This window comes from Streptomyces sp. NPDC101219 (genome assembly GCF_044767675.1).
Lineage (GTDB): Bacteria > Actinomycetota > Actinomycetes > Streptomycetales > Streptomycetaceae > Streptomyces.
The window spans coordinates 364,043-390,396 of record NZ_JBIWOK010000008.1; the positions used below are offsets into that span (position 1 = coordinate 364,043).

Consider the following 26,354-nt stretch of genomic DNA (forward strand, 5'->3'; position numbering starts at 1 on the left):
AGAGGTACAGGAACCGACTGCTCGGGGCGGCCGCCGTCACCGTGCTCGTGCCGTTCGCGGCCGCCTGCGGCGGCGAGCGGGCGGACGGGGGCGGCAGCGGGACGGGCGGCGCCGCCGGTGACCGGCGTCCGCTGGAGCGTCGACAGCGTGACGGACGACGGCAGCACCCTGCGCGCACCCTCCGACGCCCACCTGACCATCGACGACGGCGGTAAGGCCGAGGGCAACTACGGCTGCAACCGGTTCCGGGGCGAGGCTGCCTTCGAGGGCGACCGGGTCCGGTTCTCCGGCGCCGAGTCGACCGCCATGGCGTGCCCCGAGCCGCTGATGGAGTTCGAGAGCCGGCTCGCCGCGGTGCTGGAGGGCGGCGCGCTCGGCACCGACGTACGCGGGGGCCGGCTGACGCTCACCGGTGACGACGGCACGTCCGTCCGGCTCAGCCGGGCCGAGGACGCACCCCTGCACGGCACGCAGTGGACCGTCGTCCTCCCGGGCGCCGACGGCCGGGCCCACCTCACCTTCGACCGGGAGGAGGGCACCGTCTCCGGCAGCACGGGATGCAACAACGTGAGCGCCGAGGCCACCGTGCGCGACGGCCATATCACCCTCGGCACGCCCGCCACGACCCGAATGATGTGCGAAGACTCACTCATGGACGTCGAAAAGACGGTGCTGGGGCTGTTCGACAGCCGGGTCGGCTACCGGATCGAGTACCGCAATCTCACGCTGACCAGCGACAACGGCGTGGACGTCCCCGCGTTCGCCGCCAAGTGACCGACCGCTGATCCGGCATCCCCAATTCGGACCAGTGGTCGACCTCGCCTACACTCGGTTCCGTGCCACGTGGTGACGGACGACTCAACCACGACCTGCTCCCCGGAGAGAAGGGCCCCCAGGACGCCTGCGGCGTCTTCGGTGTCTGGGCTCCGGGCGAAGAGGTCGCCAAGCTCACGTACTTCGGGCTCTACGCCCTCCAGCATCGGGGCCAGGAATCCGCGGGTATCGCGGTCAGCAACGGCTCCCAGATCCTCGTCTTCAAGGACATGGGCCTGGTCTCCCAGGTCTTCGACGAGACCTCGCTCGGTTCCCTCCAGGGTCACATCGCGGTCGGTCACGCCCGCTACTCGACCACCGGTGCCTCGGTGTGGGAGAACGCCCAGCCGACGTTCCGCGCCACCGCGCACGGATCGATCGCGCTCGGCCACAACGGCAACCTGGTCAACACGGCGGAACTCGCCGAGCTGGTCGCCGAGCTCCCCAAGGAGAACGGCCGCGCCCCCAAGGTGGCGGCCACCAACGACACGGACCTGATCACCGCCCTGCTGGCCGGCCAGCGCGCCGCCGACGGCGAGCCGGTGACCGTGGAGCAGGCCGCCCACGTCGTCCTCCCCCTGGTCAAGGGCGCCTTCAGCCTCGTCTTCATGGACGAGGGCACGCTCTACGCGGCCCGTGACCCACAGGGCATCCGCCCGCTGGTCCTCGGCCGGCTGGAGCGCGGCTGGGTGGTGGCCTCCGAGTCCGCCGCCCTGGACATCTGCGGCGCCAGCTTCGTCCGGGAGATCGAGCCGGGCGAGTTCGTCGCCATCGACGAGAACGGCCTCCGCAGCTCGCGATTCGCTGAAGCAAAGCCCAAGGGCTGCGTCTTCGAGTACGTCTACCTGGCCCGCCCGGACACCGACATCGCCGGCCGGAACGTCTACCTGTCGCGCGTCGAGATGGGCCGCCGCCTCGCCGCGGAGGCGCCCGCCGAGGCCGACCTGGTGATACCGACCCCGGAGTCCGGCACCCCCGCCGCCATCGGCTACGCGGAGGCGTCCGGCATTCCGTTCGGGGCCGGTCTGGTGAAGAACGCCTACGTCGGACGCACCTTCATCCAGCCGTCGCAGACGATCCGGCAGCTCGGGATTCGCTTGAAGCTGAATCCGCTCAAGGAAGTGATCAAGGGCAAGCGGCTGGTCGTCGTCGACGACTCGATCGTCCGCGGCAACACCCAGCGCGCCCTCGTCCGTATGCTCCGCGAGGCGGGTGCGGCCGAGGTCCACATCCGGATCTCCTCGCCGCCCGTGAAGTGGCCCTGCTTCTTCGGCATCGACTTCGCCACCCGCGCCGAGCTCATCGCCAACGGCATGACGATCGACGAGATCGGCACCTCCCTGGGCGCCGACTCCCTGGCGTACATCTCCATCGACGGCATGATCGAGGCGACCACCATCGCCAAGCCGAACCTGTGCCGTGCCTGCTTCGACGGCGAGTACCCGATGGACCTGCCCGACCCGGAGCTCCTCGGCAAGCAGCTGCTGGAGACGGAACTGGCCGCCGGCACGGCCGCCCCGGCCGCGGTCGACGCGATCCGCCGCCCGTAAGCCCTGCCGTACGACACGAAAGCTCTCACCTCCATGTCCGAGACATCCCTTGCCGGGGGCGGCGCCAGTTACGCGGCCGCAGGCGTCGACATCGAAGCCGGCGACCGCGCGGTCGACCTGATGAAGGAGTGGGTGAAGAAGGCCCAGCGCCCCGAGGTCCTCGGCGGCCTCGGTGGTTTCGCCGGCCTCTTCGACGCCTCCGCCCTGAAGCGCTTCGAGCGCCCCCTGCTGGCCTCCGCCACCGACGGCGTGGGCACCAAGGTCGACATCGCCCGCCGCATGGGCGTCTACGACACCATCGGCCACGACCTGGTCGCCATGGTGATGGACGACATCGTCGTGTGCGGCGCCGAACCGCTGTTCATGACCGACTACATCTGCGTCGGCAAGGTCCACCCCGAGCGGGTCGCCGCCATCGTCAAGGGCATCGCCGAGGGGTGTGTGCTGGCCGGCTGCGCGCTGGTCGGCGGCGAGACCGCCGAACACCCGGGCCTGCTGGGCGAGGACGACTTCGACGTCGCCGGCGCCGGCACCGGCGTGGTGGAGGCCGACCTGCTGCTCGGCCCCGACCGCATCCGTTCGGGTGACGCCGTGATCGCGATGGCCGCCTCCGGTCTGCACTCCAACGGCTACTCCCTGGTCCGGCACGTGCTGCTGAACCAGGCCGGCCTGGACCTGGAGAGCCGTATCGAGGAGTTCGGCCGCACCCTCGGCGAGGAACTGCTGGAGCCGACCAAGATCTACTCGCTGGACTGCCTGGCGCTGCTGCGCACCACCGAGGTGCACGCCTTCAGCCACGTCACCGGCGGAGGGCTCGCGGCGAACCTGGCCCGGGTCGTGCCCGACGGACTGCACGCGGTGGTCGACCGCTCGACCTGGACGCCCGGCCCGGTGTTCGACCTCGTCGGCCGGACCGGTTCGGTGGAACGCCTGGAACTGGAGAAGACGCTGAACATGGGCGTCGGCATGATCGCGATCGTGCCGCAGGAGTCCACCGAGGTGGCCCTGGCGACACTGGGCGACCGCGGCGTGGACGCCTGGGTCGCCGGTGAGATCACCGAACGCGGCGACCGCCCGACGGGCGCCGCCCTGGTGAGTGACTACGCGACCTGAGCACCCGGGCGTGCTGCTCGCACGGAGTGTGCGGGCAGCACGGACCCGGGTAGCACAGAAGCCGGCCGGTGACTTCCGTCACCGACCGGTCTGCTGCTCAGTGCAAGGTCAAGCGCCGCGACGCTGCTGCGAGGACTGGCCGTCCTCGTCCTGCCCGTCGTCCTCATAGAGGTCGGCGTACCGTGCGTACAGGTCGTCGTCATGCTCATCGGCGTCGAAATGATCACCGTTGGTCGGTGATGTGCTCGATGTCGATGCGCCCAGCTCCTCGGCCAGGCGTGTGAGGTCCGTCCCACCGCTGTTGTACTTCAGCTGGCGGGCGACCTTCGTCTGCTTGGCCTTGGCCCGGCCGCGCCCCATGGCTCGACCCCCTCAACGACGGGGCTCGACGGCCCCAGAGTCTTGACACGCGTTCATGGTCCGGAACGGGCTCTCCTCGGAGAGACCGGTCCGTAGTGGCTTCCACGGTACCTGAGCCCGCGGCCATCCGGTACGTCGCCCGCATGACGGGCCCGCGCCCACGGCCTCCGAGGGACCTCGTCCTCGCTGGTCAAACGCGATTTTAGCCACTTATCGGCGCTCGACCCGCCGGAAGAAGTGAGAGTTCTCTCCAACTGCCTCCCGGCGGGTACCGCTCACTTGTGCGAGGCGGCCTCACCCGGTCGCCCGAGCGCACTCCTCACCGCGCCGCGCGCGCCTCCGCCATCCGCTGCTCGGCGATCCGGTCGGCCGCGGCGGCCGGCGGAATCCCGTCCGACTTCGCACGTGCGAATATTGCGAGTGTGGTGTCGAAGATCTTCGACGCCTTCTCCTTGCACCGGTCGAAGTCGAAGCCGTGGAGCTCGTCGGCGACCTGGATGACCCCGCCCGCGTTCACCACGTAGTCGGGCGCGTAGAGGATCCCGCGGTCGGCGAGGTCCTTCTCCACACCCGGGTGGGCGAGCTGGTTGTTGGCCGCGCCGCAGACCACCTTGGCGGTCAGGACGGGCACGGTGTCGTCGTCCAGCGCGCCGCCGAGCGCGCACGGGGCGTAGATGTCCAGACCCTCGGTCCGGATCAGCTCCCCGGTGTCGGCCACGGCGGTGACGCCCTGCGGGTGCGTGTCCAGGACGCGGCGCACCGCCTCCTCGCGCACATCGGTGATCACGACCTCGGCGCCCTCCGCGCGCAGGTGGTCCACCAGATGGTGGCCGACCTTGCCGACCCCGGCGACACCGACCTTGCGGTCCCGCAGCGAGGGGTCACCCCACAGGTGCTGGGCGGAGGCCCGCATGCCCTGGTAGACGCCGAAGGAGGTGAGCACGGACGAGTCGCCCGCGCCGCCGTTCTCGGGGGACCGGCCGGTCGTCCAGCGGCACTCCCGCGAGACGACGTCCATGTCCGAGACGTACGTGCCGACGTCGCACGCGGTCACGTACCGGCCGCCGAGGGAGGCCACGAAGCGGCCGTAGGCGAGAAGCAGTTCCTCGCTCTTGACCAGCTCCGGGTCGCCGATGATCACGGCCTTGCCACCGCCGTGTCCGAGCCCGGCCATGGCGTTCTTGTACGACATGCCGCGCGCGAGGTTCAGTGCGTCGGCGACGGCCTCCTCCTCGGAGGCGTACGGGTAGAAACGCGTGCCGCCCAGGGCGGGGCCCAGGGCGGTGGAGTGGATGGCGATGACGGCCTTGAGGCCGCTGGCACGGTCCTGACAGAGCACGACTTGCTCATGACCCCCCTGGTCCGAACGGAACAGGGTGTGCAGGACGCCGTCAGATACGTCGGTCACGGTGGTGACTCCTGAGTAAGTAGCGGCGGGTGGGACGGGACTCCCTGGGGTCCCCCCTTGCTTGTGGCAGCGGGGAGGCGGCGGGGGTCGTGAGCATGAGGTTAGAGCCTGTGGAGCGGTTCGGCGGCACCGTGGTCGGGATCACCTCCGACCGGAGTACCGCCGTGCGACGATTTGCTGGGATTTCCCGGCTGCGGAGGTGTCGTGTCCGAAGGTTTTCGGCGCAGTGCGCGGGGGAGGGACCAGGCGTGCCCAAGGTGACCTCGGTGATCGTCCCCTACGCGACCTACCTGCGCGTCTACGAACCCCTGGCCGCCTTTCCGGAGCCGGAACGCGACCACTGGGCCCGCTATGCGCGCCGGCCCGATCACCCCTCCTGCCAGGACGAGCTCCGCCGGGCGCTGACCGACCTGGTGCCCACCCCTCCGGTGCCCGTCCCCGTTCACGAGAGCGACGACGCGTTCGTGCTGGAGGTCGACGGGGTGATCTGCGTCTGCCCGTGGCGCACCCGGCTGCGCGGCTGGCAGGCCCTGGGCGAGCTCGCCGAGGACTTCCCGTTGCCCGTCCTGGACGCGCTGCTGCCCCCGGTGGTCCGCCACCAGGCGGTGCGGGACTACGAGCGCTGGCTCACCGACCACCCGGACGCCCGGCCCTGGATCCGCACCGCGACCTGGCAGGTACCGATCAACTGGTTCGTGCTGGTCTCCGACGAGGAGCGCGAGTACCTCAAGGGCACGGCCGACGAGGCCCCGGTGCTGCGGTACCGCACCCCCATGGTCGAGGCCCGGCGCCGGGTCGCCCGGGGGCTGCGGGCGCTGAAGGACGCCGTGGACGAGGGGCCGTTGATCGACGGGCTGGTCGACATCGGGCGCTGGCTGGAGGAGTTCCACCCGCGCTCCCTGGTCGAACTCGACTACGGCGGGCTGGTGCACGCCCTGCCGGCGGGCGCGCTGGAGGAGGACCACTCCGCGGCGGACGTGGCCGAGGGCATCGCGGCGCTCCGGCGCGGTGACGGGGTGCGGGCCGGTGCTGCCTACGCGCGGCTGGTGGAGCGGTGGCGGTCCGTGCGGGACCTGCGGTCCGCGAACTGACGTTTGACCTGACGCCCGTCTTGGGGTTTTGTCGTCGCCCTGAGGTGACGCCTCGTCGGCGTCCGGAGGAGTCAACGCGATCCGACATCGGACGTAGAGACCGATCCGGGCGTAAGTCCCAAGCGTGTCAAGCGTGACGGACCGCACGTACGGGGCCCTTGCGCCGCTTGCCCACCCTCATGCCAAAATAGGACAAGGAGTCCGGGGAGGACTCCTCCGTCCTGCTGTGCTCCATCATGGGCGGAATCTCAGCATTGCACGCACTTTGGGGGGTTTGGTGTCTCCTGATCGTCCTGTGACTGATCGTCACAGGGGCGTGACTGTCCGCTATGGCATGGTCCATCGGCTTCCGCGGCTGATGAACACCTGGGAGGGCAATTCCATCGGTTTGGCCGACGCGGCTGGACAGATGGTGTAGTTGTAGTGCCGAGGACAAGCCGTTCGTCCTATAACCGACTCGACTCGCGTCCGCCATTTCGGGCAACGCGGGTCAAGGTGCAGAATTTAGAGGAAAGAACCGAGAAGGTTCGGTTCTCCCGAGGAGGCCGCTCATGACCGCTCGCACCCCTGATGCCGAGCCGCTGCTGACCCCGGCTGAGGTCGCCACCATGTTCCGCGTCGACCCGAAGACGGTCACGCGCTGGGCGAAGGCCGGCAAGCTCACGTCGATCCGCACGCTCGGCGGGCACCGCCGCTACCGCGAAGCCGAGGTCCGCGCCCTGCTCGCGGGCATTCCGCAGCAGCGCAGCGAGGCCTGAACAACTGCATGACCTGGGCAATCCGGCTGGTCCCCAAACCCGCCGAGGCGCCCGGAACCACAGCTCCAAGCGACGCGGGGCCTGCCCCAACAGTCCCCTCGCCCAAGCCCTTCCGGGCTTCCCAGGCAACTGAACACGGGTGCGTCGTCGATCGCGCTGGACTCCCGCCGGGTCCAGCGCGATTTTTTTGTGCGCCCCTGTGCGGGTGTGTGCGCTCTCCGGTGCCTCCGGGCGGTGGTGGCGAGCCGCCAGCGCCGGGCGGGTGAGGTGCCCTGCGGGTGCCCCGTCCGTGGTCGGGGCGGGTGCCGGGAGGGCCTTGATCCACGTCGGCCCGGTGACGGAGCGCAGCGCCGCGCGCGGCTCCCGGGGTAGTGCAATTGCACATATTAAATCGACCCGTTGTAGGACGGGAGTAAGTGCCACGCTTCCCAAAACTCATGCGGTGACACCCGTCACATACCGACTGGCTTGTTGAGCCGCTGGCATATGCGCTAATGCGGCCGGGCCTTGGGCGCGTCGGTCGCCAACTCGGCGTCGGGGGAGGCGGAACGGGAGGTGTGCCGGTCCGCCGCCTCGGGCGGTGCCGGAGTCTCGGCGGCCCGGGGTGCGGAGTCCATCGCCAGCCGCAGCAGTCGATGGCAGATCGGACAGTGGCGGGTGATGTGCCGGTACCCCGACGCGGCCGACAGGTGCGCGCGGAGCAGGGCCCGCGTCTCGTGCCTCGCCGAAGCCGCCATGCGCCACCTCCACGGGCCGCAGGGGAAGCGGTCCCTGAGTTCTGGAGTACCGAGGGAAGAAGGCCCCGTCAAGACCGCCCAGAGGGCCGTACGCGGGCGTCAGGGCCTGTGGGCGGGAGAGGAGGCCGCCAGGGTGGGCGGCGAGGGCCCCAGGGGCGCCTGAGCGGCCCGGGCGGGCGCGCGTGGGGCGGTTCTGACGGGCCGTACGGGAGCCGCCGGCCCCGCCACCGGGACCCGGGGGTCCTCCTGCGGGGGAGACCGGGCCGGGCAACGCGGAAGGCCCGCGGTCCCTTGCGGGCGCGGGCCTTCTCAATGATGCGGTCCTGACGGGATTTGAACCCGCGGCCTCCACCTTGACAGGGTGGCGAGCACTCCAAACTGCTCCACAGGACCAGGTTTGCGGCGCCGTTACTGCCGTGCGCTGCGAAAAGAGACTGTACAGGAGGGTGGCCGCCGGGTCGAACTCACTTTAAGTGGCCGCCCCGTCACGGCACCAGTGCGTCGATCGCCTTCACGATCCGCTTGTCCGAGACCGGGTGGGCGGTGCCCAGCGCGTGCGCGAAGTAGCTGACCCGCAGCTCCTCGATCATCCACCGGACGTCCAGCACCTGCCGGGGCACCGGCCGGCCCTGCGGCATCTGCTCCAGCAGCCACGCGTACTCGTCCTGCATCTCGCGGACCTTCTCCATCCGCGTGGTGTCCCGCTGCACATTGGCCGGCATCTGCTGCAGCCGCCGGTCCGCGGCCACCAGATAGCGCATCAGGTCCGGCAGCCGGCGCAGGCCCGCGGCCGTCACGAAGCCCGGCCGCACCAGCGCGTCCAGCTGCTCCCGCACGTCCCGCAGGTTCGCCAGCAGGGCCGGGCTGCGGACCGCCTTCAGGCGCCGCTCACACGCCTGCCAGGCGGCGAGCACCTGCTGCACCTGCCCCACCGCGCGGACGGTGGTGTCCACGATCTCCGCCCGCACCTTGTCGAACAGCTTGCGGTAGGACTCCTCGTCCCACACCGGCCCGCCGAAGTCGGCGATCAGCCGGTCGGCCGCCGCCATGGCGCAGTCGTCGAACAGCGCCTGCATCGAACCGTGCGGATTCGCCGACAGCGCCAGCTTCTGCTGGTTGGTCAGCTTTTCGGATGCGAACTTCGCAGGGTTCACCGGGATGTTCCGCAGGATGAGCCGACGGGTGCCCTTCCACATCGCCTCCTGCTGCTCCGCCTCGGTGTCGAACAGCCGCACCGACACGGTGTCACCGTCGTCCACCAGCGCCGGGTACGCCTTCACCGGCTGGCCGGCCCGGCGGGTCTCGAAGACCTGCGTGAGCGTGCCCATGGTCCAGTCGGTCAGCCCGGTGCGTTCCAGCGACTCGCCGCCGCTGCGCTCGGCGGTGGCCGCCGCTGCCCGGCTCAGCGCCTTGCGGGCCCGCGGCTTCAGCCGCAGCCGCAGCGCCTGAAGGTCCTTGTCCTCGGCGAGCGTGCGGCGCCGTTCGTCGACGATGCGGAAGGTGATCCGCAGATGCTCGGGGACCCTCGACCAGTCGAAGTCCTCCGCGTCGAAGGGGACGCCCACCATGCGCTTCAGCTCGCGGGCCATCGTCACGGTCAGCGGCTCCTGCAACGGGACCGCCCGCTCCAGGAACGCCTTCGCGTAGTTGGGCGCCGGGACGTAGTGCCGGCGCACCGGCTTGGGCAGGGAGCGGATCAGCTCGGTGACGACCTGCTCGCGCAGACCCGGGATCTGCCAGTCGAAGCCCTCGTCGGTCACCTGGTTCAGCACCTGGAGCGGGATGTGCACGGTGACACCGTCGGCGTCCGCCCCCGGCTCGAACTGGTACGTCACCCGGAACTTCAGCGGGCCCTGCCGCCAGGAGTCCGGGTAGTCGGCCTTGGTGACCGCCTCCGCCGACTCCCGGATGAGCATCTCCCGCTCGAAGTCGAGGAAGTCCGGCTGCTCGTGGCGCTTGTGCTTCCACCAGGAGTCGAAGTGGGCGCCCGACACGACGTGTTCGGGGATCCGCTGCTCGTAGAAGTCGAACAGCGTCTCGTCGTCGACCAGGATGTCCCGCCGCCGGGCGCGGTGCTCCAGCTCCTCCACCTCGGTGAGCAGCCGGCGGTTGTCGGCGAAGAACTTGTGGTGGGTGCGCCAGTCGCCCTCGACCAGGGCGTGGCGGATGAACAGCTCGCGGGAGACCTCCGGATCGATCCGGCCGTAGTTCACCTTGCGGTGCGCCACGATCGGCACGCCGTACAGCGTGACCTTCTCGTAGGCCATCACCGCCGCCTGGTCCTTCTCCCAGTGCGGCTCGCTGTAGGTGCGCTTGAGCAGGTGCTCCGCGAGCGGCTCCACCCACTCCGGCTCGATCTTCGCGTTGACCCGGGCCCACAGCCGGGAGGTCTCCACCAGCTCCGCCGACATCACGAACCGCGGCGGCTTCTTGAAGAGGGCCGACCCCGGGAAGATCGCGAACTTGGCGTTGCGCGCGCCGAGATACTCGTTGCGTCCGCCGTCCTTGCGGCCGAGGCCGGAGTCCTTGGACTCCTTCACGTCCTTCATGCCGATGTGCGACAGCAGCCCGGCCAGCAGCGAGACGTGGATCCGGTCCGCGGGGGCGTCCTGGTCGTTGAGGTGGATGCCCATCTGCTTGGCGACCGTGCGCAGCTGGGTGTAGATGTCCTGCCACTCCCGGATGCGCAGGAAGTTGAGGTACTCCTGCTTGCACATGCGGCGGAAGGACGAGGAACCGCGCTCCTTCTGCTGCTCGCGCACATAGCGCCACAGGTTCAGGTAGGCGAGGAAGTCGCTGGTCTCGTCGCGGAAGCGGGCGTGCTGCTGGTCGGCCTGGGTCTGCTTGTCGGCCGGGCGCTCGCGCGGGTCCTGGATGGACAGTGCGGCGGCGATGACCATGACCTCGCGGACGCAGCCGTTGCGGTCCGCCTCCAGCACCATGCGGGCCAGCCGCGGGTCCACCGGCAGCTGGGCCAGCTTGCGGCCGGTCTGCGTGAGCCGTTTGCGCGGGTCCTTCTGCGTCGCGTCGAGTGCGCCCAGTTCCTGGAGGAGCTGCACGCCGTCGCGGATGTTGCGGTGGTCGGGCGGGTCGATGAAGGGGAACTTCTCGATGTCGCCCAGGCCGGCCGCGGTCATCTGCAGGATGACGGACGCCAGGTTGGTGCGCAGGATCTCCGCGTCCGTGAACTCCGGGCGGGACAGGAAGTCGTCCTCGCTGTACAGCCGGATGCAGATGCCGTCGGACGTACGGCCGCACCGGCCTTTACGCTGGTTGGCGCTGGCCTGCGAGACGGGTTCGATGGGCAGCCGCTGCACCTTGGTGCGGTGGCTGTAGCGGGAGATGCGCGCGAATCCCGGGTCGATGACGTACTTGATGCCGGGGACGGTCAGGGAGGTCTCGGCCACGTTGGTGGCCAGGACGATTCTGCGGCCGCTGTGCTGCTGGAACACGCGGTGCTGCTCGGCATGGGAGAGCCGCGCGTACAGGGGCAGCACCTCCGTCGACCGGTACCGCTTCTTGGTCAGGGCGTCCGCCGTGTCCCGGATCTCGCGTTCGCCGGAGAGGAAGACCAGGATGTCCCCGGGCCCCTCGGCCATCAGTTCCTCGACCGCGTCCGTGATCGCCGTGATCTGGTCCCGGTCCGCGTCGTCGGAGTCCTCCTCCAGCAGCGGGCGGTACCGCACCTCCACCGGGTACGTCCGGCCGCTGACCTCGATGATCGGGGCGTCACCGAAGTGCCGGGAGAAGCGCTCCGGGTCGATGGTCGCCGAGGTGATGACGACCTTCAGGTCCGGGCGCTTCGGCAGCAGCTGGGCCAGGTAGCCGAGCAGGAAGTCGATGTTCAGGGACCGCTCGTGCGCCTCGTCGATGATGATCGTGTCGTAGGCGCGCAGTTCGCGGTCGGTCTGGATCTCCGCGAGGAGGATGCCGTCCGTCATCAGCTTGATGAAGGTGGCGTCCTGGTTCACCTGGTCGGTGAAGCGGACCTTCCAGCCGACGGCCTCCCCGAGCGGGGTCCCCAGTTCGTCGGCCACGCGCTCGGCCACCGTGCGGGCGGCGATCCGGCGGGGCTGGGTGTGGCCGATCATGCCCCGGACGCCGCGGCCCAGCTCCAGACAGATCTTCGGGATCTGCGTGGTCTTGCCGGACCCGGTCTCGCCCGCGACGATCACGACCTGGTGATCGCGGATGGCCTCGGCGATCGTGTCCTTCTTCTGGCTGACCGGCAGCTGCTCCGGATAGCGCACCTCCGGTACGCGCGAGCGGCGTGCCGTCATGCGCTCCTCGGCCCCGGTGACCTCCGTCTCGATCTCGGCGAGCACGGCGGCGCGGGCCTCCGGCTTGCGGATCTTGCGGGCACCCTCGAGCCGCCGTCCCAGCCGGTGCGCGTCGCGCAGCGACAGGTCGGTCAGGCGGGAGGCGAGGGAGCCGAGAGCGGGGGCAGAGTGCGTAGACATACGGACTCCAGGATCTCATCCCACGGAAATTCGGGGCCAACGGATTTGCCGGGCCACGGGGCGCAGGACATCGAGGGACACAACAAGGCCCCGATCAGTGATCGGGGCCTTTGCTGTGGCTGGGGCCGGGGTCGAACCGGCGACCTTCCGCTTTTCAGGCGGACGCTCGTACCAACTGAGCTACCCAGCCGCGGTGTTTCACGTGAAACACCAGCGGTCCTGACGGGATTTGAACCCGCGGCCTCCACCTTGACAGGGTGGCGAGCACTCCAAACTGCTCCACAGGACCAAGCGTGTCGTACGACAGTGTCGCACAAGGTGATGCGTGCCCCCAACGGGATTCGAACCCGTGCTACCGCCTTGAAAGGGCGGCGTCCTAGGCCGCTAGACGATGAGGGCTATCGGCCCGCCTGGGCGCTTCTCAGCGCGTCGGGGACGTGAGAAGCATATGGGATGGCGGGACCTATCGCCAAAACGGTTTACGGGGTAGGCGTCGGGCGGGTCGCGGGCAGGGACGGACGGGACGGCGAGGGCGCCGGGGTGGGGGCCGGTGAGGGGGTGGACGAGGGTGAGGACGAGGGTGAGCCCGACGGTGACGGGGAGTCCGCACCGGGCTGGTTCTCCTCGGGCAGGTGACGGCTCACCTCGGCCGTCGTCAGGCCGAGACCGCCCAGCTTGATGGCGTCCCACGCCTGGAGCCGACGGGTGTCGCGGTCGAAGTAGAGGATCGACGCCTCGATCGGGTCCGGGTGCTTGCCCTCGACGGCGCGCAGTCCGCTGCCGCCGGTCGAGCCCTCGATCCGCAGACGCGTGCCGTACTCCATGACGTCCGTCTCCTGACGGTGGAGATGGCCCGAGAGGACCAGCGGGACGGTGCCGTCCACCTCGCGCGCCGCCGACGGCTCGTGGACGAGGGCCACGTCGACCGGGGTGCCGGCCGCCGCCTGGTCGCGCAGCGCGGACGCGAGCCGGGCGCCCGCCAGCTCCTGGGACTCCTCGGCGCCCCGCGTCTTGGAGCGGTCGGGCGTGAACTGCGGGTCGCCGATGCCGGCGAAGCGCAGCCCGGCGATGGTGACGGCCCGGCCGTCGTCCAGGACGTGGACGTTCTTCAGGTCCTCCAGATAGCGCTGGGTGACCAGCGAGTCGTGGTTGCCGCGGACCCAGACATAGGGGGCGCCGAGGTCTTCGACGGGGTCGAGGAAGGCGTTCTCGGCGGCCGTGCCGTGGTCCATGGTGTCGCCGGTGTCGACGATGACGTCCACCTGGTACTGCTTCACCAGCGAGGTGATGATCGTCCAGCTCGCCGGGTTGAGGTGGACGTCGGAGACGTGCAGTACGCGGATGGTCGTCGGGTCCGGCTGGTAGGTCGGCAGGGTGGAGGTGGCGTCGTAGAGCTTGGTCACGTTGGTGACCAGGCGGGCCAGTTCCTGCTGGTAGACGTCGAACTCGGTGACGATGCTGCGGGCGTCGCCGACCAGGGACGGTGCCGAGGAGAGCAGGCCCGAGAACTTCGGCTCCAGCACGGAGTCCGGGTTCCAGGTGGCGTAGGCGGTCCCGCCGGACGCGGCCAGCAGGGCGAGCGCGAGGCCCCCGGCGGCCAGGGCGCGCCGCGGGCGGCGGTAGACGACCAGGCCCAGCGCGGTGGCGCCGGTGACGACGGCGACGCACGAGCGGACGGCGAGGTCGGCGGTGCCGTGGCTGACGTCCCGGGTGACCTCGTCCTGGAGTCCCGAGATGCGCTCCGGGCGGTCGACGAGGGCCTGGGCGCGCTGCGGGTCGAGCTGGTCCACGTTGACGTCGAGGCGCACGGGGGCGGTGTGACTGTCGAGCTGCAGGGCGCCCAACGGCGAGACGTTGATCTTCGTGCCGCCGGTGAACGACGGGCGCAGGGTCATCGTGGTGTCCATGGGCCCGACGGGCACCCGCACATTGCCGACGACGAGCAGGCCGAGCCAGGCGCCGACGAGGACCACCACGATGAGCCCGAGGGCGCGCGTCCAGGGCCGGTGGCGCGGGGCGAGGTCGGCCGGCCCGGCACCCGCAGGGCGGCGGGGACGGCGGAGCAGCCGGCGTGGCGCGCTCCGGGCGCGGCGGCGGGCGGACGACACGGCGGCGGGGACGCGGGCCATTGATCCCGTATGCCCAAGTCCGCCGCCGGATATGCGAGGTGCGGGAGTGACTCGTACGGACGGGTCGTGGACCACAATGGCTGTGTGCTGGAGATGACACGCGAGGAGTTCGAGGAGCTGGTCGCCGAGGCGCTGGACCGGATCCCGCCGGAGCTGACGCGCCTGATGGACAACGTGGCGGTGTTCGTCGAGGACGAGCCCCCGGCGGACGACCCGGAGCTGCTCGGTCTCTACGAGGGCACCCCGCTCACCGAGCGCGGCGAGTGGTACGCCGGGGTGCTGCCCGACCGGATCACCATCTACCGGGGGCCGACGCTGCGGATGTGCGAGTCCCGGGACGACGTGGTCGCCGAGGCCGAGATCACGGTGGTGCACGAGATCGCGCACCACTTCGGGATCGACGACGCCCGGCTGCACGCCCTCGGCTACGGATAGGTCACTCGTGCCCCGCGCGCGTGTCCTCTTGCGGGCGGCGGGAGTTGGGCTTGTCGACCCAGTACTCCCATCGGAGGTGGCCCCGTGCGCCGCTTGTACGTACCCGTCCGCCTGGCCGCCACGCTGGTCGCCGTCGCCGCTGCCGCGGGCTGCATGAGTGTCGGCGCGGACGGTGCCGACGGGAGCGCCGGGCCGTCCCGGTCGGCCGGGGAGCGGGGTGACGAGGCGCCGGGCGGCGGGCGCGCGGGGTCGGGCGGCGGTCCCGCCGGCCACGGTGCGGCCTCGGCCGACGGCTCCCGCGGCGGGGCGGACGACGACCGGGACAAGAAGAAGGGCGCGAAGGGCGAGACCGGGGAGTCCCCCGGCGCCGAGGAGTCGCCGTCGGCGCGGGCCACCCGGCCGGGCCAGGGGGACGCCGGTCCCGGCGGCCCGGCGCGGCCCACCCCGGACGGCCCCCTGCCGCCCGCGCCCACCCGCTCCCCGGAGCCGCAGCCGACCCCTCCGCCGCCCGAGCCGTCCCAGCCGCCGGAGCCCACGGCCGCGGAACCCTCGTCGTCGGCGCACGAACCGCCTGACACCCAGCTGGAGCACCGGGAACCAGCACCGCGGGCCGGTGCGCCCGCCTAGGGGCCCGGCACGTGCCTGCAACCGTCGGATGGTGGACGTTCCGCGAGGTTGACGGGCTGACCTGCGGTTCCTTTCCGCAAGGGGGTACCGGTTTGCTTTCGGGGTCCCCGGGTGCGTATGGTGGCAGATCGTTTGATCCTATTTGCCCGGCGCCACTGCAGAGCGCGCCGTGTGGCGCGTACTCTCCTTTGCCGTGGTGGACCGCATCGAGGCGGTCGTAATTGCGAAGCGCGAATCACGGAGTTGACGGGCGCGTGCCGAAGAGACTCCGGAAGGTTTCGCATTCGTATGCCCATCGCCAGTACTGATCACGTCGTCGTGCCCGAGAACGTCGAGGACCTCGACACCCTCGCGAGCATCGAGGACACCGACACCGACGCCGGCACCGACGTCACGACCGACCCCGCCGACCAGGCCCCCGAGCTGACCTTCGCGGACCTCGGCCTGCCCGAGGGCGTCGTGCGCAAGCTGGCCCAGAACGGCGTGACCAGCCCCTTCCCCATCCAGGCCGCGACCATCCCGGACGCCCTGGCCGGCAAGGACATCCTCGGCCGGGGCCGCACCGGCTCCGGCAAGACCCTCTCCTTCGGACTGCCGACCCTGGCCACCCTGGCCGGCGGCCGCACCGAGAAGCACAAGCCGCGCGCCGTCATCCTGACGCCCACGCGTGAACTGGCCATGCAGGTCGCCGACGCGCTCCAGCCGTACGGGGACGTCATGGGCCTGAAGATGAAGGTCGTCTGCGGCGGCACCTCCATGGGCAACCAGATCTACGCCCTGGAACGCGGCGTCGACATCCTGGTCGCCACCCCGGGCCGCCTGCGCGACATCATCAACCGCGGTGCGTGCTCCCTGGAGAACGTGCAGATCACCGTCCTCGACGAGGCCGACCAGATGTCCGACCTGGGCTTCCTGCCCGAGGTCACCGAACTCCTCGACCAGGTCCCGGCGGGCGGCCAGCGGATGCTGTTCTCCGCGACCATGGAGAACGAGATCAAGACCCTCGTCGACCGTTACCTCAACGCCCCGGCGACCCACGAGGTCGACGCGGCGCAGGGCGCGGTCACGACCATGTCGCACCACATCCTCGTCGTGAAGCCCAAGGACAAGGCGCCGGTCACCGCGGCCATCGCCTCCCGCAAGGGCCGCACCATCATCTTCGTCCGCACCCAGCTCGGCGCCGACCGCGTCGCCGACCAGCTGCGCGAGGCGGGCGTGAAGGCGGACGCCCTGCACGGCGGCATGACGCAGGGCGCGCGGACCCGGACCCTGGCCGACTTCAAGGACGGCTACGTCAACGTCCTGGTCGCCACGGACGTCGCGGCCCGCGGCATCCACGTCGACGGCATCGACCTCGTCCTGAACGTCGACCCGGCCGGCGACCACAAGGACTACCTGCACCGTGCGGGCCGCACGGCGCGCGCCGGCCGCACCGGCACCGTCGTCTCCCTCTCCCTGCCGCACCAGCGGCGCCAGATCTTCCGGCTGATGGAGGACGCGGGCGTCGACGCCACGCGCCACATCATCCAGGGCGGCGCCGCCTTCGACCCGGAGGTCGCCGAGATCACCGGCGCCCGGTCCATGACCGAGGTGCAGGCGGAGTCCGCCGGCAACGCGGCCCAGCAGGCCGAGCGCGAGGTCGCCCAGCTCACCAAGGAGCTGGAGCGGGCCCAGCGCCGGGCGACGGAGCTCCGCGAGGAGTCAGACCGGCTGCTCGCGCGGGCCGCGCGGGAGCGGGGCGAGGACCCGGAGGCCGCGGTCGCCGAGGCCGCCGCCCAGCTGTCGGCCGAGGCCGAGGTGGTCGTGCCGGAGCAGCCGACCGCACGCGACGTCGAGCGGACCGAGCGCTCCGAGCCGTCCGCCCCGTACGAGCGGCGCGAGCGCCGTGACGACCGCGGCGGTGACCGTGGCGGCTTCCGCCGCGACGACCGGGGCGACCGTGGTGGCCGTTCCTTCGAGCGTCGTGACGACCGTGGTGGCTTCAACCGCGACCGTGACCGTGACCGTGACCGTGACCGCGGCGACCGTGGCGGCTTCCGCCGCGACGACCGCGCGGACCGGGGCGACCGTGGCGGCCGTTCCTTCGAGCGTCGTGACGACCGTGGTGGCTTCAACCGCGACCGTGACCGAGACCGCGGCGACCGTAACGGCTTCCGCCGCGACGACCGCCCCGGCCGGTCCTTCGACCGTGACCGCGCGGACCGTGGCGGGCGCTCCTTCGAGCGTCGTGACGACCGTGGTGGCTTCAACCGCGACCGCGACCGTGACCGCGGCGACCGTGGCGGCTTCCGCCGCGACGAGCGAGGCGGCCACCGCGGCAGCGACCGCCCCTACAACCGCGACCGCCAGGGCGACCGCCCCGGCTACCGCTCCAGCGGCCACGACCGCCCCTACGGCCGTCGTGACGACCACCGCAGCGGCGGTTCCTTCGGCCGCCGCGAGGACAAGCCGCGCTGGAAGCGCAACGGCTGACACGCCCCGCCCGGGCTGAACGCCGTGAGGGCCCGCACGACTTCGGTCGCGCGGGCCCTCCCGCTTTCCCGCGGTACATCTCACGCCCCGCCGGGGGCAATACCCGATCGGAGAGGTGCCCACGTCCCGCTATGCTCGGGGAGGCAACATCGCCAGGGGCCCTTAGCTCAATTGGCAGAGCAGTGGACTTTTAATCCATTGGTTGTGGGTTCGAGTCCCACAGGGCCTACCGGCACGGGGGAAGCACACACCCTCTGACCTGCTGCGCAGCGCCCGACCGGATCCCGGTCGGGCGCTGCGGCGCGTTCGGAGCGCTGCCTCCGGCGGATTTCATCAGCCTTCGGGCGCGCACCACGTCTTCCGCAGTCCCGGTAGGTAGGACCTCACTACTCCGCCCCAGGTGTGATAGTCCATCTTCGCCTCCCAGGCCGCCTTGCTCTGCGCGTCGTCGGCGTCCACGGTCAGGCCCTGGTAGCGGGCTTCCTCCCGGAAGCCGATGGTGTGCCCGGCCGCTCTCCAGCTCCACTGCGCTCCGCCCTCCCCGGTGTTGATGTCGTGGACGATCTCGCGGTTGATGGAGTCCTGCAGCGTCAGGTAGGAGAACCGGTCGCGTGAGATCTGCTTCGCCACTTCGAGGACGTCGGTGCGGCTCAGCGGGCTGAGTGAGTTGTGCTGGGCGCTCGTTGTGTCGTGCACCGTGTCCCCGTGGTTGCCCATGATCACGGCCATGGGCGTACGCAGACTGGGCGGGAAGTCGTTGCCCTCTGCGGCCAGGTGCTTCAGGGAGTCCTTGAAGACGCGGTTGTTCGCGTCGAAGTGCTCGACGTAGCCGCCGTCCGCATGGCTCGGGTCGATGCCCGTGGTACCCGCGATCAGTGCCGCGAAGGGCGTCCCCCATGGGGCCGCCCTTCGCGGCACCGACGGCCGGCTCCTTGCTCGTGTCGACGTGGGCTCTGCCTTGGTGTCGATGTGGATGTGGGCCTTCTTGGCCTCCTCCACCAGGTTCTTCACGGCTTGGATGCGCTCGGTGAACTGCGCGTGGATGTTGCGCAGGACGCCATGGCCCTGGCCTCGACCGCGGCGGCACTGAACTGCTTCCGTGTCGAGGTGAATCGCGTCTTGGCCGCGTCGGCGGGCATTCCGACCCACTGACCGTCCGAGGCCACAGCCTGGACGGAGGAGCCGTACGCCTCGCCGAGATCGTCGAAGCCCTCGGCCATCTTGCTCCAGGAACGGGCCGCGGTGGTCAGCGGACCGAGCCGGATGGTCATGGCGTCCTGGTAGGTGAGCATGCGCACTTCCTTGGTTCCGGCGCCGGGTCCGCCTGCGGGCCCGACGACCGTGGGAGGCCGGTATCAGGCGTTGCGGAGCGGGTCCGGGCCGGGTGTACTGATGTGCCGCAGGGAGCTCTCCACCTCGTGCTCGACGTACTGGAAGTCCCGCCGCGTCTTACTGAGATCCGCCTGGTCCCGGGCCAGCCGCGCCTTGAGGCTGTTGACCTGAAGCGCCCACTCCTCGTGCGCGTCCTTCAGCCCCGCGCCCGTCGCCCACCCCGCGAACTCCCGCTCGGCGGCGTCCGTGTCCTCGTCGGCGTGGATGGCGACCTCGTCGAGACCGGGAAGAATCCTGTCGATCAGCACCTTGACCGCTCCGCACTTGCCCTGGCTGTTCGTCCTCAGATCGGGCGCGGCACCCCCTTTGCCACCGGGGCCGTTGAGCTGCGCGGAGCTGCCGCGCCGGTCGGCGACGTCGGCCTTGATCTGCTCCCACTCGTCCCAAGTCAATGCTGTCGTCCCCCGTGGTCGATCGCGTAGAGCGGGTGCGCTGCCGCACCAACTTTCATACCGATCCGGGGAGTCCCGCCCTTCCCAAAGCAACTGACCGCGCCCGGGCGTCACGTTCGGCGGAGCGCGGTGTCCCGCTCAGGAGTGAAAGCGGTGGTCTCCTGGTGGCTGGAAGGAGTCGTCGGCGGGACGGGCGGGTGCCGGAGCGGGCGGAGTCGGGTGACGCGGTGGCTCGTGGCCAATGCTTTTTGCACGGCTGTGCATGTGCGACTTTCAGCCATGCACCCGATTAACTGGGACATATAGCTTTCGGGGTCTCGCAGGTCGGCCGGTGGGCTTCTGAGGCGCCGCCATGAGCACGGGAGAGAACAAGTGAAGAGGGCTCTGCTGGCGACCGCGTTCGCCGGTTGTCTGGTCGTCGGGGCGGCCGGTGCGACCGTGGCCGTCTCGGACACGGGGACGACCTCACTGCCCGGTACGGGCGCCAAGATCCAGGTGAATGCCTGGCACTGCAACGTCTACGCCGACAAGTGCTCGTTCAAGACGTCGACCAAGACCGTGAAGGGGTCGGCCAGGTACCGGGTCAGCAAGATCTCGAACACGGCCACCGTGAAGGCGAACGGCTGGCAGGCCACGCTGTCCCTGAGTCCCAGCGGCACCTATGTGAGCGAGGACACACGCCGGGTCAGCTGGACGAACAAGAACACCTGGATCGCCGACATCAGCGGCATCGCCGACCCCGGAGGGTCGCTCAACACGAGCATCACCACCTGCTCGGACGGCGGCGCCTTCAAGTCCGGAGTCAAGGCCTTCGCCTCCGCCTGCGCCAACGACTGATCCGGCCGGCCGTGCAGCTGAGGTACCGCATGAGGAACGTCCGGAACGCCCTCGGCCGAGTGCGCCAGGGGCGCGGGACGCGCGCGCCGGTGGTGACCGCGGTCGTGGCGACGGCCGCCGTCGCCGTGGGGGTCGTGGTGGCCGGCGGCGGGCCGGTGGAGCGGCCCGGTCGGCCCGGCGGTGGGCTGGCCGCACAACTCGACGCCCTGCGCGGGGCGAACGACCTGGTCCGGTCGACGCGCGCGGACGTCGGCCGGGATCCGGCGCTGTATCCCACCGCGTACGGGCGCCTGGAGGCCGGTCTGGCCGCGCGGCACGGCAGCGGAGAGCGTGTTCCCGAGGTCCGCCCGGATGCGCTGGCGGACCTCGCCCGGACCGACGCCCTGGACACCCCGGCCTGGCGTGCTCACTACGTCTGCCTCTCCCTGGGCGGGGCGGGCGGTACGTCGCCCGCCGGGGCCGCGGCGGTGCTGGACCGGGCGGGCATCAGGGGCGAGGCGGAGCGGGAGGCACTCGCCCGTCTGCGCCACCCGGAGGAGGACGGCGACGACCCGCTGACCTCTCTCGCCACCAGAGCCGCGTTCCTGCAGACCCTGACGTGTCTGGGCCGCGACGGCGACGTACCGCGTGCCGCCTTGACCCGGCTCGCGGCGGACGCCGCGCGGACTGCGGAGGCGGTACCGGTGCTCTACGCCGTCGAGGCGCTGCGCGGGGCCGGGGTCGAGGGCCGCGCCACACGGGCTCTGCGGGATGCCGGCGGCGTCCTGGAGGGCGGCTGCGGTCGCGTCGAGCCCATGCAGCGGGCGGCGTTGACGTTGCTGCGGCAGAGGGTGACGGACGAGACACGCTCGTGTCTGCGGTCGGCGCTCGGTGACCGCGACACCCAGACCCGCTGGCTGGTCCGGCGGGCCCTCGCTCTGGGCCCCGCCGCTTCGTCCTCCGCGCCACGGCGCTCCTCCGGTGCTGCCGCGTCCTCCGAGCCGCCGCCCGCCCTGGCGGACGTCCGGCCGGACGGGCTGGTCGCCAAGTCACCGGAGCAGATGGGCACACTCACCGCCACCTACCACGCGGCGGGCGCCCTCACTGCGGCCGGCCGACAGGGCGACGTTCCGGGCTGGTTGACGAAGCGGCTGAAGGAACTGGGTTCCGACCCCCGGCTCGATCCGTCGGACCGGGTGCCGCTCGCCATGACGTGTCACCGGCTGAACCTGGCCTGCGGACCGCAGGACGAGCGGGGGCGGCGGGAAGCAGCGGGGCGGAAGGTTCCGGCCCGCCTGACGAACGCGAACGAGCGGGGCTGGTACGGCGCCATGGCGGTCCGCGCCGAGTTCGCCTCGGGATGCCCCCGCACCTCGGTCGAACTCCCCGACGCTGGCTCCCGGACCCTGTCCCCCCGGTCCCTGCGCGTGATCACGGTGCTCGCCGACGCGGGATGCGCCGTCCAGGCAGAACGGCTCACCCGGGGCACCGATCTGGTGGCCCAAGCACGCGATTTGCTGCGCAAGGGGGAGTTGGTGTTCGCCTCCGCCGCGGTCCAGGCGGCGCTCGCCTCCGAGCAGACGGTGCCGCAGGCCCTGTGGGAGGAGATTCCCCGCCTCCTGGAACGGCACAGGGACGCCGCGCACCCGGACCTCTACGCCCCGGCTCCCGGCGGCACGGCCACCGCCGAGGCCACCCGGGCCGCCTACTACCTCCTCGCCTGAGCCGGACCACTGGCGTCCGCGACAGAAGCGTCCGAAGCCGTCACCGCCGGGCCGGGTCCCGCTCCGGCCCCGTCCCCCACTCGAAGGGCCCTCACTCCATGGACACCCACCCCATGAACACCGCGTCTCCCCCCGCCGTCGCGGCCGAGGGGCTGGCCTTCTCCTACACGTCCGGCGGAGGGGTGAAACGCGCGGATCTCACGCTCGGAGCGGGGACCATGACCGCCGTCGAGGGGCCCTCGGGCTCGGGGAAGAGCACGCTGCTCGCCGTCCTCGGCCTGATCCTGTCCCCGGCCGCCGGCTCGTTGCACATCGACGGTGCCGCCACCCACGCGCTGCCGGCCGCCGAGCGGGACCGCCTGCGTCGGCGTGCCATCGGCATCGTCCTGCAGGACCTGGGACTGCTGCCGTTCCTCAACGCCTGGGAGAACGTGGCCGCGGCCTTCGGACCCCGTCTCGCCCGGCACCGCACCGTGGCCCGGGACCTGCTCGGCGACCTCGGTATGGGCGACCTCGTCGACTCCCCGGTCGCCGAGCTCTCCGGCGGCCAGCGGCAGCGCGTCGCCGTAGCCCGGGCCGCGGTCAAGCAGCCGGTGCTGGTGCTCGCCGACGAGCCGACGGCCGGGCTCGACCCGGCGACCGCGCGGTCCGTGCTGCGGTCCCTGCGGGCCTGTGCGGAGCGGGGCGCCGCTGTTCTCGTCGTCACGCACGACACGGCCGTCACCGGAGCCTGCGACCGGCGTCATGTGCTGGACGAGGGCGTGCTGTCGGCCGTGGAAGCCCGGGCGGCGGGAACGCCGGGTACGGTCCGTGAGGGGGAGCCCGCATGAGCCGGTGGAGTCTGCACACCTGGAGGCGCGACGGGCGGTCGCTGCGCAGGTCGGTGCCCATGCTCACCGTGCTCGCCGCGCTGGTGACGCTGTCCGGCGGGGTGGCGGGCGGTGCCGCGGGCGCCGTCGAGCGGGACGTGCTGGCATCGGGCGGTCTCACACAGATCGAGCTCTCCTCCTTCGAGGGCGACGCCTCGGTCCGGCCGCTCACCACCGCCGCACTCCGGGAGGCCGAACGCGTGGCGGGTGTCCGGCAGGTGGTCGCCGACTACTCCTCCGTGCTCTACGCCGAGGAGGAGGGGACGTACGACCTGACGAGCCGCACGCTGACACCGGGCGACGACGTGCCGGTCATCGAGGGAGCGGTCCCCGAAGAGCTCGGCCCGAAGGACGTCGTGCTCCCGGCGACCGCCCAGGGCACCGACTTCGCGCCGCTGTTCGGCCGGACCGTCGCCTTCGGCCACACCCGGGCGACGGGTGACGGGTCCGGCACCACCGCGGTGATCAAGCTGAGGGTCGTCGCCCTGTACGACCCGAGCTGGCAGGCCGACGGCCCGGACGTGGCCTACCTGTCCGAGGACACGGCCGCCTCCCTGGCCGCCGCCCGGGCGGGACAGGACCGCGAGGGGTTCCGGAAGAAGGAGGGGGCGCGGTCCGCCGTCGTGGTGGTCGAGCACCAGAGACGGGTGGCGGAGGTCGCCGACGCGCTCCGTGCGGAGGGCTTCTCGGCGTCCCCCGTGTCGGACCGGGTGCGCCGCCTGCCCGGGCTGTTCGGGGCGGCGGATCTCGCCGTGCGCGTCGGGCTGGCGTTGCTGGCGCTGGCCGCCGTGGGGCTCGGCGCCGTCCGGGCCGCGGACAGTGCACGGGCCCGGCTCGGGCAGTTCGCCGTGCTGCGGATCCTGGGCACCGGCCGGCCGGAGCTACGGCGGATCCTGCTGGGCGAGGCACTGCTGTCCGGTGGGGTGGCCGGGGTGGTCGGCGCGGTCGCCGGTACGGCTCTCTCGGTGGCCCTGGCCGGTCCACTGAGCGGGGTGCTCGGGCTGCCGATCTCCCTGGCCGACGCGCTGCCGGGGCCGCTGTGGGTCGGGTCGGCGCTGGTGCTTCCCGCTGTCGGGCTGGCCGCGGGCACCCTGCTCGGCAGCCGTGAGGTGCTGCGCCGGGACCCGTATCTCACGGCGCGTGCCCACGGCTGAGCACGCGCCGCCCGGCATGCTCCCGGGGGCGAGCCCGCCGCCCTCGGCCCCCCAGGGACGGACGGCCCCCGCAGGGACGGCCCCCAGCGACGGCCCCGTCCCCGTCGGGGCTCACGACTCCGCCCGGTCCAGTTCCTCGTCGAGGGCGAGGGCGGCGGTGATGAGGGCGAGGTGGGTGAACGCCTGGGGGAAGTTGCCCAGTTGTTCTCCCGTGGGGCCGATCTCCTCGGCGAAGAGGCCGACGTGGTTGGCGTAGGTGAGCATCTTGTCGAAGGCGTAGCGGGCCTGGCCGGGGCGGCCGGCGCGGGCCAGGGCGTCGACGTAGAGGAAGCTGCACAGGGAGAAGGTGCCCTCGCTGCCGCGCAGGCCGTCGGGGGAGGCGGCGGGGTCGTAGCGGTAGACGAGGCTGTCGGAGACGAGGTCGGTCTCCATGGCGTCGAGGGTGGACAGCCAGCGCGGGTCGCGGGGGGCGACGAAGCCGACGGCGGGCATCAGGAGCAGGGAGGCGTCGAGGACGTCGGTGTCGTAGTGCTGGACGAAGGCCTGCCGGGCCGGGCTCCAGCCGCGGTCCATGATCTGGCGGAAGACGGCGTCGCGGGCGGTGGTCCAGGCGGCGACGTCGGCCGGGCGGGCCAGGTCGCGGGCGAGGCGGATGCCACGGTCGAAGGCCGCCCAGCACATCAGGCGGCTGTAGGTGAAGTGCCGCCGCCCGCCCCGGGTTTCCCAGATGCCCTCGTCGGGGCGGTCCCAGTGGTCGGTGAGCCAGTCCAGGACGCCGGACAGGGCGAGCCAGCCGTCGTAGCCGGCCCCGTGGACGGGGGCCCGGCTGTTGGAGAGGGCGTGGATGGCCTCGCCGTAGATGTCGAGCTGGAGCTGGCCCGCGGCGCCGTTGCCGATGCGTACGGGGGCCGAGCCGCGGTAGCCCTCAAGGTGGTCGAGTGTCTCCTCGGTGAGGTGGGGGTCGCCGTCGACCCGGTACATGATCTGCAGGGGTTCGCCGGTGACGGTGTGGTCCTGCTTGATGCGCTCGGCGAGCCAGAGGCGGAAGGCCTGGGCCTCGTCGGTGAAGCCGAGGCCGAGCAGGGCGTCCAGCGACAGGGAGGCGTCCCGCACCCAGGTGTAGCGGTAGTCCCAGTTCCGTTCGCCGCCGAGCTGTTCGGGCAGGCCGGCGGTGGCCGCCGCGACGGGGGCTCCGGTGGGGGCGTAGGTGAGCAGCTTGAGCGTGATGGCCGACCGGTTGACGGTGTCCTGCCAGCGGCCCCGGTAGCGGCTGCGGCGGATCCAGCGGTGCCAGAACGCCCACGTGTCGTCGAAGTCGGCGCGGACGGACTCGGGGGTGGGCGGAGCGGGCGGCGCGGATCCGGCGGCGCAGACGGTGAGGATCGCGGCGGCCCGTTCGCCCTGGGCCAGTTCCACGGTGGCGCGGACGTCGTCGCCGTCGCGTTCCAGGGGGACGGGGCCGAGGGCCTGCAGGTGGGCGTCGGTGCCGGGGCCGGCGAAGTGCGCGGTGGCCGCCTCCGGGCGCAGGTGGAGGCGGTGCGGGGCCCGGGCGTAGTCGAAGCGCGGGCGGCAGTCGAGGCGGAAGCGGACCCGGCCGCGGGTCACCCGCAGCACCCGGATCAGGCGGTGCCGGTCCGTCGCCGTCTCCGGCTGTTCGACGGGCATGAAGTCGACGACCTCGCCGACCCCGTCCGGGGTGAGGAAGCGGGTGACGAGCACGGCCGTGTCGGCGAGGTACAGCTGACGGGTGGTCACGTCCGGTCCGTCGACGGTGAGGGCGAAGTGGCCGCCGCGGTCGTGGTCGAGGAGGGCGGCGAAGAGGCTGGGCGAGTCGAAGCGGGGGGCGCACCACCAGTCGACGACACCGTCGGAGGAGACCAGTGCCGCGGTCTGCAGGTCGCCCACCAGGCCGTGGTCGGCGATGGGAGGGTAGCGCCGCATGGGGTCCGCCTTGTCGTGCGGAGCGGAAGGGCTCGTGGCCGGGGAGAGACGCGCGCGGGTCGCTTCGGGTTAGCGGGGTCGGTCCTCTGGGCCCGTGGGCCGCTCAGCGCACG

General features: G+C 71.6%; 21 protein-coding genes and 5 tRNA genes. 13 read left to right on the forward strand and 13 right to left on the reverse strand.

Annotated elements, in window-relative coordinates:
- Window positions 1–147: 147 nt before the first annotated feature.
- The 3 genes from ACIRPP_RS18910 to purM all read left to right on the forward strand — a co-directional run bounded on the left by ACIRPP_RS18910 (window position 148) and on the right by purM (window position 3,476).
- Entirely contained in the window at window positions 148–774 is a 627-nt protein-coding gene (locus tag ACIRPP_RS18910) for an META domain-containing protein (protein ID WP_403643845.1), read from the forward strand.
- A 62-nt stretch (window positions 775–836) separates the two neighbouring features.
- Window positions 837–2,363, forward strand: a complete 1,527-nt coding sequence (gene purF, locus ACIRPP_RS18915) for an amidophosphoribosyltransferase (RefSeq protein WP_164338831.1) — start codon at window positions 837–839, stop codon at window positions 2,361–2,363.
- A gap of 33 nt (window positions 2,364–2,396) precedes the next feature.
- On the forward strand, window positions 2,397–3,476 hold the full coding sequence (gene purM / locus ACIRPP_RS18920; protein WP_403643848.1) for a phosphoribosylformylglycinamidine cyclo-ligase: 1,080 nt from the start codon (window positions 2,397–2,399) through the stop codon (window positions 3,474–3,476).
- Window positions 3,477–3,584: 108 nt separating this feature from the next.
- Here the strand turns inward: purM and ACIRPP_RS18925 are convergent, their stop codons facing one another.
- Window positions 3,585–3,836 (reverse strand): DUF3073 domain-containing protein, encoded by a 252-nt coding sequence (locus tag ACIRPP_RS18925; RefSeq protein WP_164338833.1) that lies wholly within the window; start codon window positions 3,834–3,836, stop codon window positions 3,585–3,587.
- A gap of 319 nt (window positions 3,837–4,155) precedes the next feature.
- Window positions 4,156–5,244 carry a Leu/Phe/Val dehydrogenase gene (locus ACIRPP_RS18930; protein WP_403643851.1) on the reverse strand — a complete coding sequence of 363 codons (1,089 nt, stop codon included), beginning with the start codon at window positions 5,242–5,244 and terminating at the stop codon, window positions 4,156–4,158.
- 248 nt (window positions 5,245–5,492) lie between these two features.
- Between ACIRPP_RS18930 and ACIRPP_RS18935 the strand changes: the two genes are divergently transcribed.
- Both ACIRPP_RS18935 and bldC read left to right on the forward strand, forming a co-directional pair.
- Complete coding sequence (locus tag ACIRPP_RS18935; RefSeq protein WP_403643854.1) at window positions 5,493–6,335, forward strand: hypothetical protein; 843 nt, start codon at window positions 5,493–5,495, stop codon at window positions 6,333–6,335.
- A 551-nt stretch (window positions 6,336–6,886) separates the two neighbouring features.
- Window positions 6,887–7,093, forward strand: coding sequence for a developmental transcriptional regulator BldC (bldC, locus tag ACIRPP_RS18940; RefSeq protein ID WP_003949541.1), 207 nt, complete (start codon window positions 6,887–6,889; stop codon window positions 7,091–7,093).
- 491 nt (window positions 7,094–7,584) lie between these two features.
- Here bldC and ACIRPP_RS18945 read toward each other — a convergent pair whose 3' ends face one another.
- The 7 genes from ACIRPP_RS18945 to ACIRPP_RS18975 all read right to left on the reverse strand — a co-directional run bounded on the left by ACIRPP_RS18945 (window position 7,585) and on the right by ACIRPP_RS18975 (window position 14,419).
- On the reverse strand, window positions 7,585–7,830 hold the full coding sequence (locus tag ACIRPP_RS18945; RefSeq protein ID WP_403643857.1) for a DUF6274 family protein: 246 nt from the start codon (window positions 7,828–7,830) through the stop codon (window positions 7,585–7,587).
- Between the two features lie 318 nt (window positions 7,831–8,148).
- Window positions 8,149–8,223: transfer RNA gene (locus ACIRPP_RS18950), tRNA-Asp, on the reverse strand.
- Window positions 8,224–8,315: 92 nt separating this feature from the next.
- Window positions 8,316–12,290 carry an ATP-dependent RNA helicase HrpA gene (hrpA, locus tag ACIRPP_RS18955; protein WP_403643860.1) on the reverse strand — a complete coding sequence of 1,325 codons (3,975 nt, stop codon included), beginning with the start codon at window positions 12,288–12,290 and terminating at the stop codon, window positions 8,316–8,318.
- A gap of 116 nt (window positions 12,291–12,406) precedes the next feature.
- Window positions 12,407–12,480, reverse strand: a tRNA-Phe gene (locus tag ACIRPP_RS18960).
- Window positions 12,481–12,504: 24 nt separating this feature from the next.
- Window positions 12,505–12,579 (reverse strand) — tRNA-Asp (locus ACIRPP_RS18965).
- A gap of 37 nt (window positions 12,580–12,616) precedes the next feature.
- Window positions 12,617–12,689 (reverse strand) — tRNA-Glu (locus tag ACIRPP_RS18970).
- An 80-nt stretch (window positions 12,690–12,769) separates the two neighbouring features.
- On the reverse strand, window positions 12,770–14,419 hold the full coding sequence (locus ACIRPP_RS18975) for a metallophosphoesterase (RefSeq protein WP_403643863.1): 1,650 nt from the start codon (window positions 14,417–14,419) through the stop codon (window positions 12,770–12,772).
- A gap of 84 nt (window positions 14,420–14,503) precedes the next feature.
- On the opposite strand from ACIRPP_RS18975, the gene ACIRPP_RS18980 reads away from it, so the two are divergent.
- From ACIRPP_RS18980 to ACIRPP_RS18995, 4 genes are all read left to right on the forward strand, one after another.
- Window positions 14,504–14,854 (forward strand): metallopeptidase family protein, encoded by a 351-nt coding sequence (locus tag ACIRPP_RS18980; RefSeq protein WP_164333463.1) that lies wholly within the window; start codon window positions 14,504–14,506, stop codon window positions 14,852–14,854.
- Between the two features lie 84 nt (window positions 14,855–14,938).
- The gene (locus ACIRPP_RS18985; protein WP_403643866.1) at window positions 14,939–15,481 is read left to right on the forward strand and encodes a hypothetical protein; all 543 of its coding nucleotides are present in this window, start codon (window positions 14,939–14,941) and stop codon (window positions 15,479–15,481) included.
- 288 nt (window positions 15,482–15,769) lie between these two features.
- Window positions 15,770–17,953: a DEAD/DEAH box helicase gene (locus tag ACIRPP_RS18990; RefSeq protein ID WP_403643869.1), complete on the forward strand. Its 2,184-nt coding sequence runs from the start codon at window positions 15,770–15,772 to the stop codon at window positions 17,951–17,953.
- A gap of 156 nt (window positions 17,954–18,109) precedes the next feature.
- Window positions 18,110–18,182, forward strand: a tRNA-Lys gene (locus tag ACIRPP_RS18995).
- Window positions 18,183–18,286: 104 nt separating this feature from the next.
- Here the strand turns inward: ACIRPP_RS18995 and ACIRPP_RS19000 are convergent.
- From ACIRPP_RS19000 to ACIRPP_RS19010, 3 genes are all read right to left on the reverse strand, one after another.
- Window positions 18,287–18,964, reverse strand: a complete 678-nt coding sequence (locus ACIRPP_RS19000; protein WP_403643873.1) for a hypothetical protein — start codon at window positions 18,962–18,964, stop codon at window positions 18,287–18,289.
- The gene (locus tag ACIRPP_RS19005; protein ID WP_403643876.1) at window positions 18,961–19,245 is read right to left on the reverse strand and encodes a hypothetical protein; all 285 of its coding nucleotides are present in this window, start codon (window positions 19,243–19,245) and stop codon (window positions 18,961–18,963) included. The genes ACIRPP_RS19000 and ACIRPP_RS19005 overlap by 4 nt, the downstream gene beginning before the upstream one ends.
- A 63-nt stretch (window positions 19,246–19,308) precedes the next feature.
- On the reverse strand, window positions 19,309–19,737 hold the full coding sequence (locus tag ACIRPP_RS19010) for a hypothetical protein (RefSeq protein ID WP_403643879.1): 429 nt from the start codon (window positions 19,735–19,737) through the stop codon (window positions 19,309–19,311).
- A gap of 372 nt (window positions 19,738–20,109) precedes the next feature.
- On the opposite strand from ACIRPP_RS19010, the gene ACIRPP_RS19015 reads away from it, so the two are divergent.
- The 4 genes from ACIRPP_RS19015 (at window position 20,110) to ACIRPP_RS19030 (ending at window position 24,300) form a co-directional block, all read left to right on the forward strand.
- Entirely contained in the window at window positions 20,110–20,574 is a 465-nt protein-coding gene (locus ACIRPP_RS19015; protein WP_403643882.1) for a hypothetical protein, read from the forward strand.
- Window positions 20,575–20,603: 29 nt separating this feature from the next.
- Window positions 20,604–22,277, forward strand: a complete 1,674-nt coding sequence (locus ACIRPP_RS19020) for a hypothetical protein (protein ID WP_403643885.1) — start codon at window positions 20,604–20,606, stop codon at window positions 22,275–22,277.
- Window positions 22,278–22,375: 98 nt separating this feature from the next.
- Window positions 22,376–23,107 carry an ABC transporter ATP-binding protein gene (locus ACIRPP_RS19025; RefSeq protein ID WP_403643888.1) on the forward strand — a complete coding sequence of 244 codons (732 nt, stop codon included), beginning with the start codon at window positions 22,376–22,378 and terminating at the stop codon, window positions 23,105–23,107.
- Window positions 23,104–24,300, forward strand: a complete 1,197-nt coding sequence (locus tag ACIRPP_RS19030; RefSeq protein ID WP_403643890.1) for an FtsX-like permease family protein — start codon at window positions 23,104–23,106, stop codon at window positions 24,298–24,300. The genes ACIRPP_RS19025 and ACIRPP_RS19030 overlap by 4 nt, the downstream gene beginning before the upstream one ends.
- Window positions 24,301–24,411: 111 nt before the next feature.
- Here ACIRPP_RS19030 and ACIRPP_RS19035 read toward each other — a convergent pair whose 3' ends face one another.
- Window positions 24,412–26,241 carry a glycoside hydrolase family 15 protein gene (locus ACIRPP_RS19035; protein ID WP_403643893.1) on the reverse strand — a complete coding sequence of 610 codons (1,830 nt, stop codon included), beginning with the start codon at window positions 26,239–26,241 and terminating at the stop codon, window positions 24,412–24,414.
- Between the last annotated feature and the right edge of the window lie 113 nt (window positions 26,242–26,354).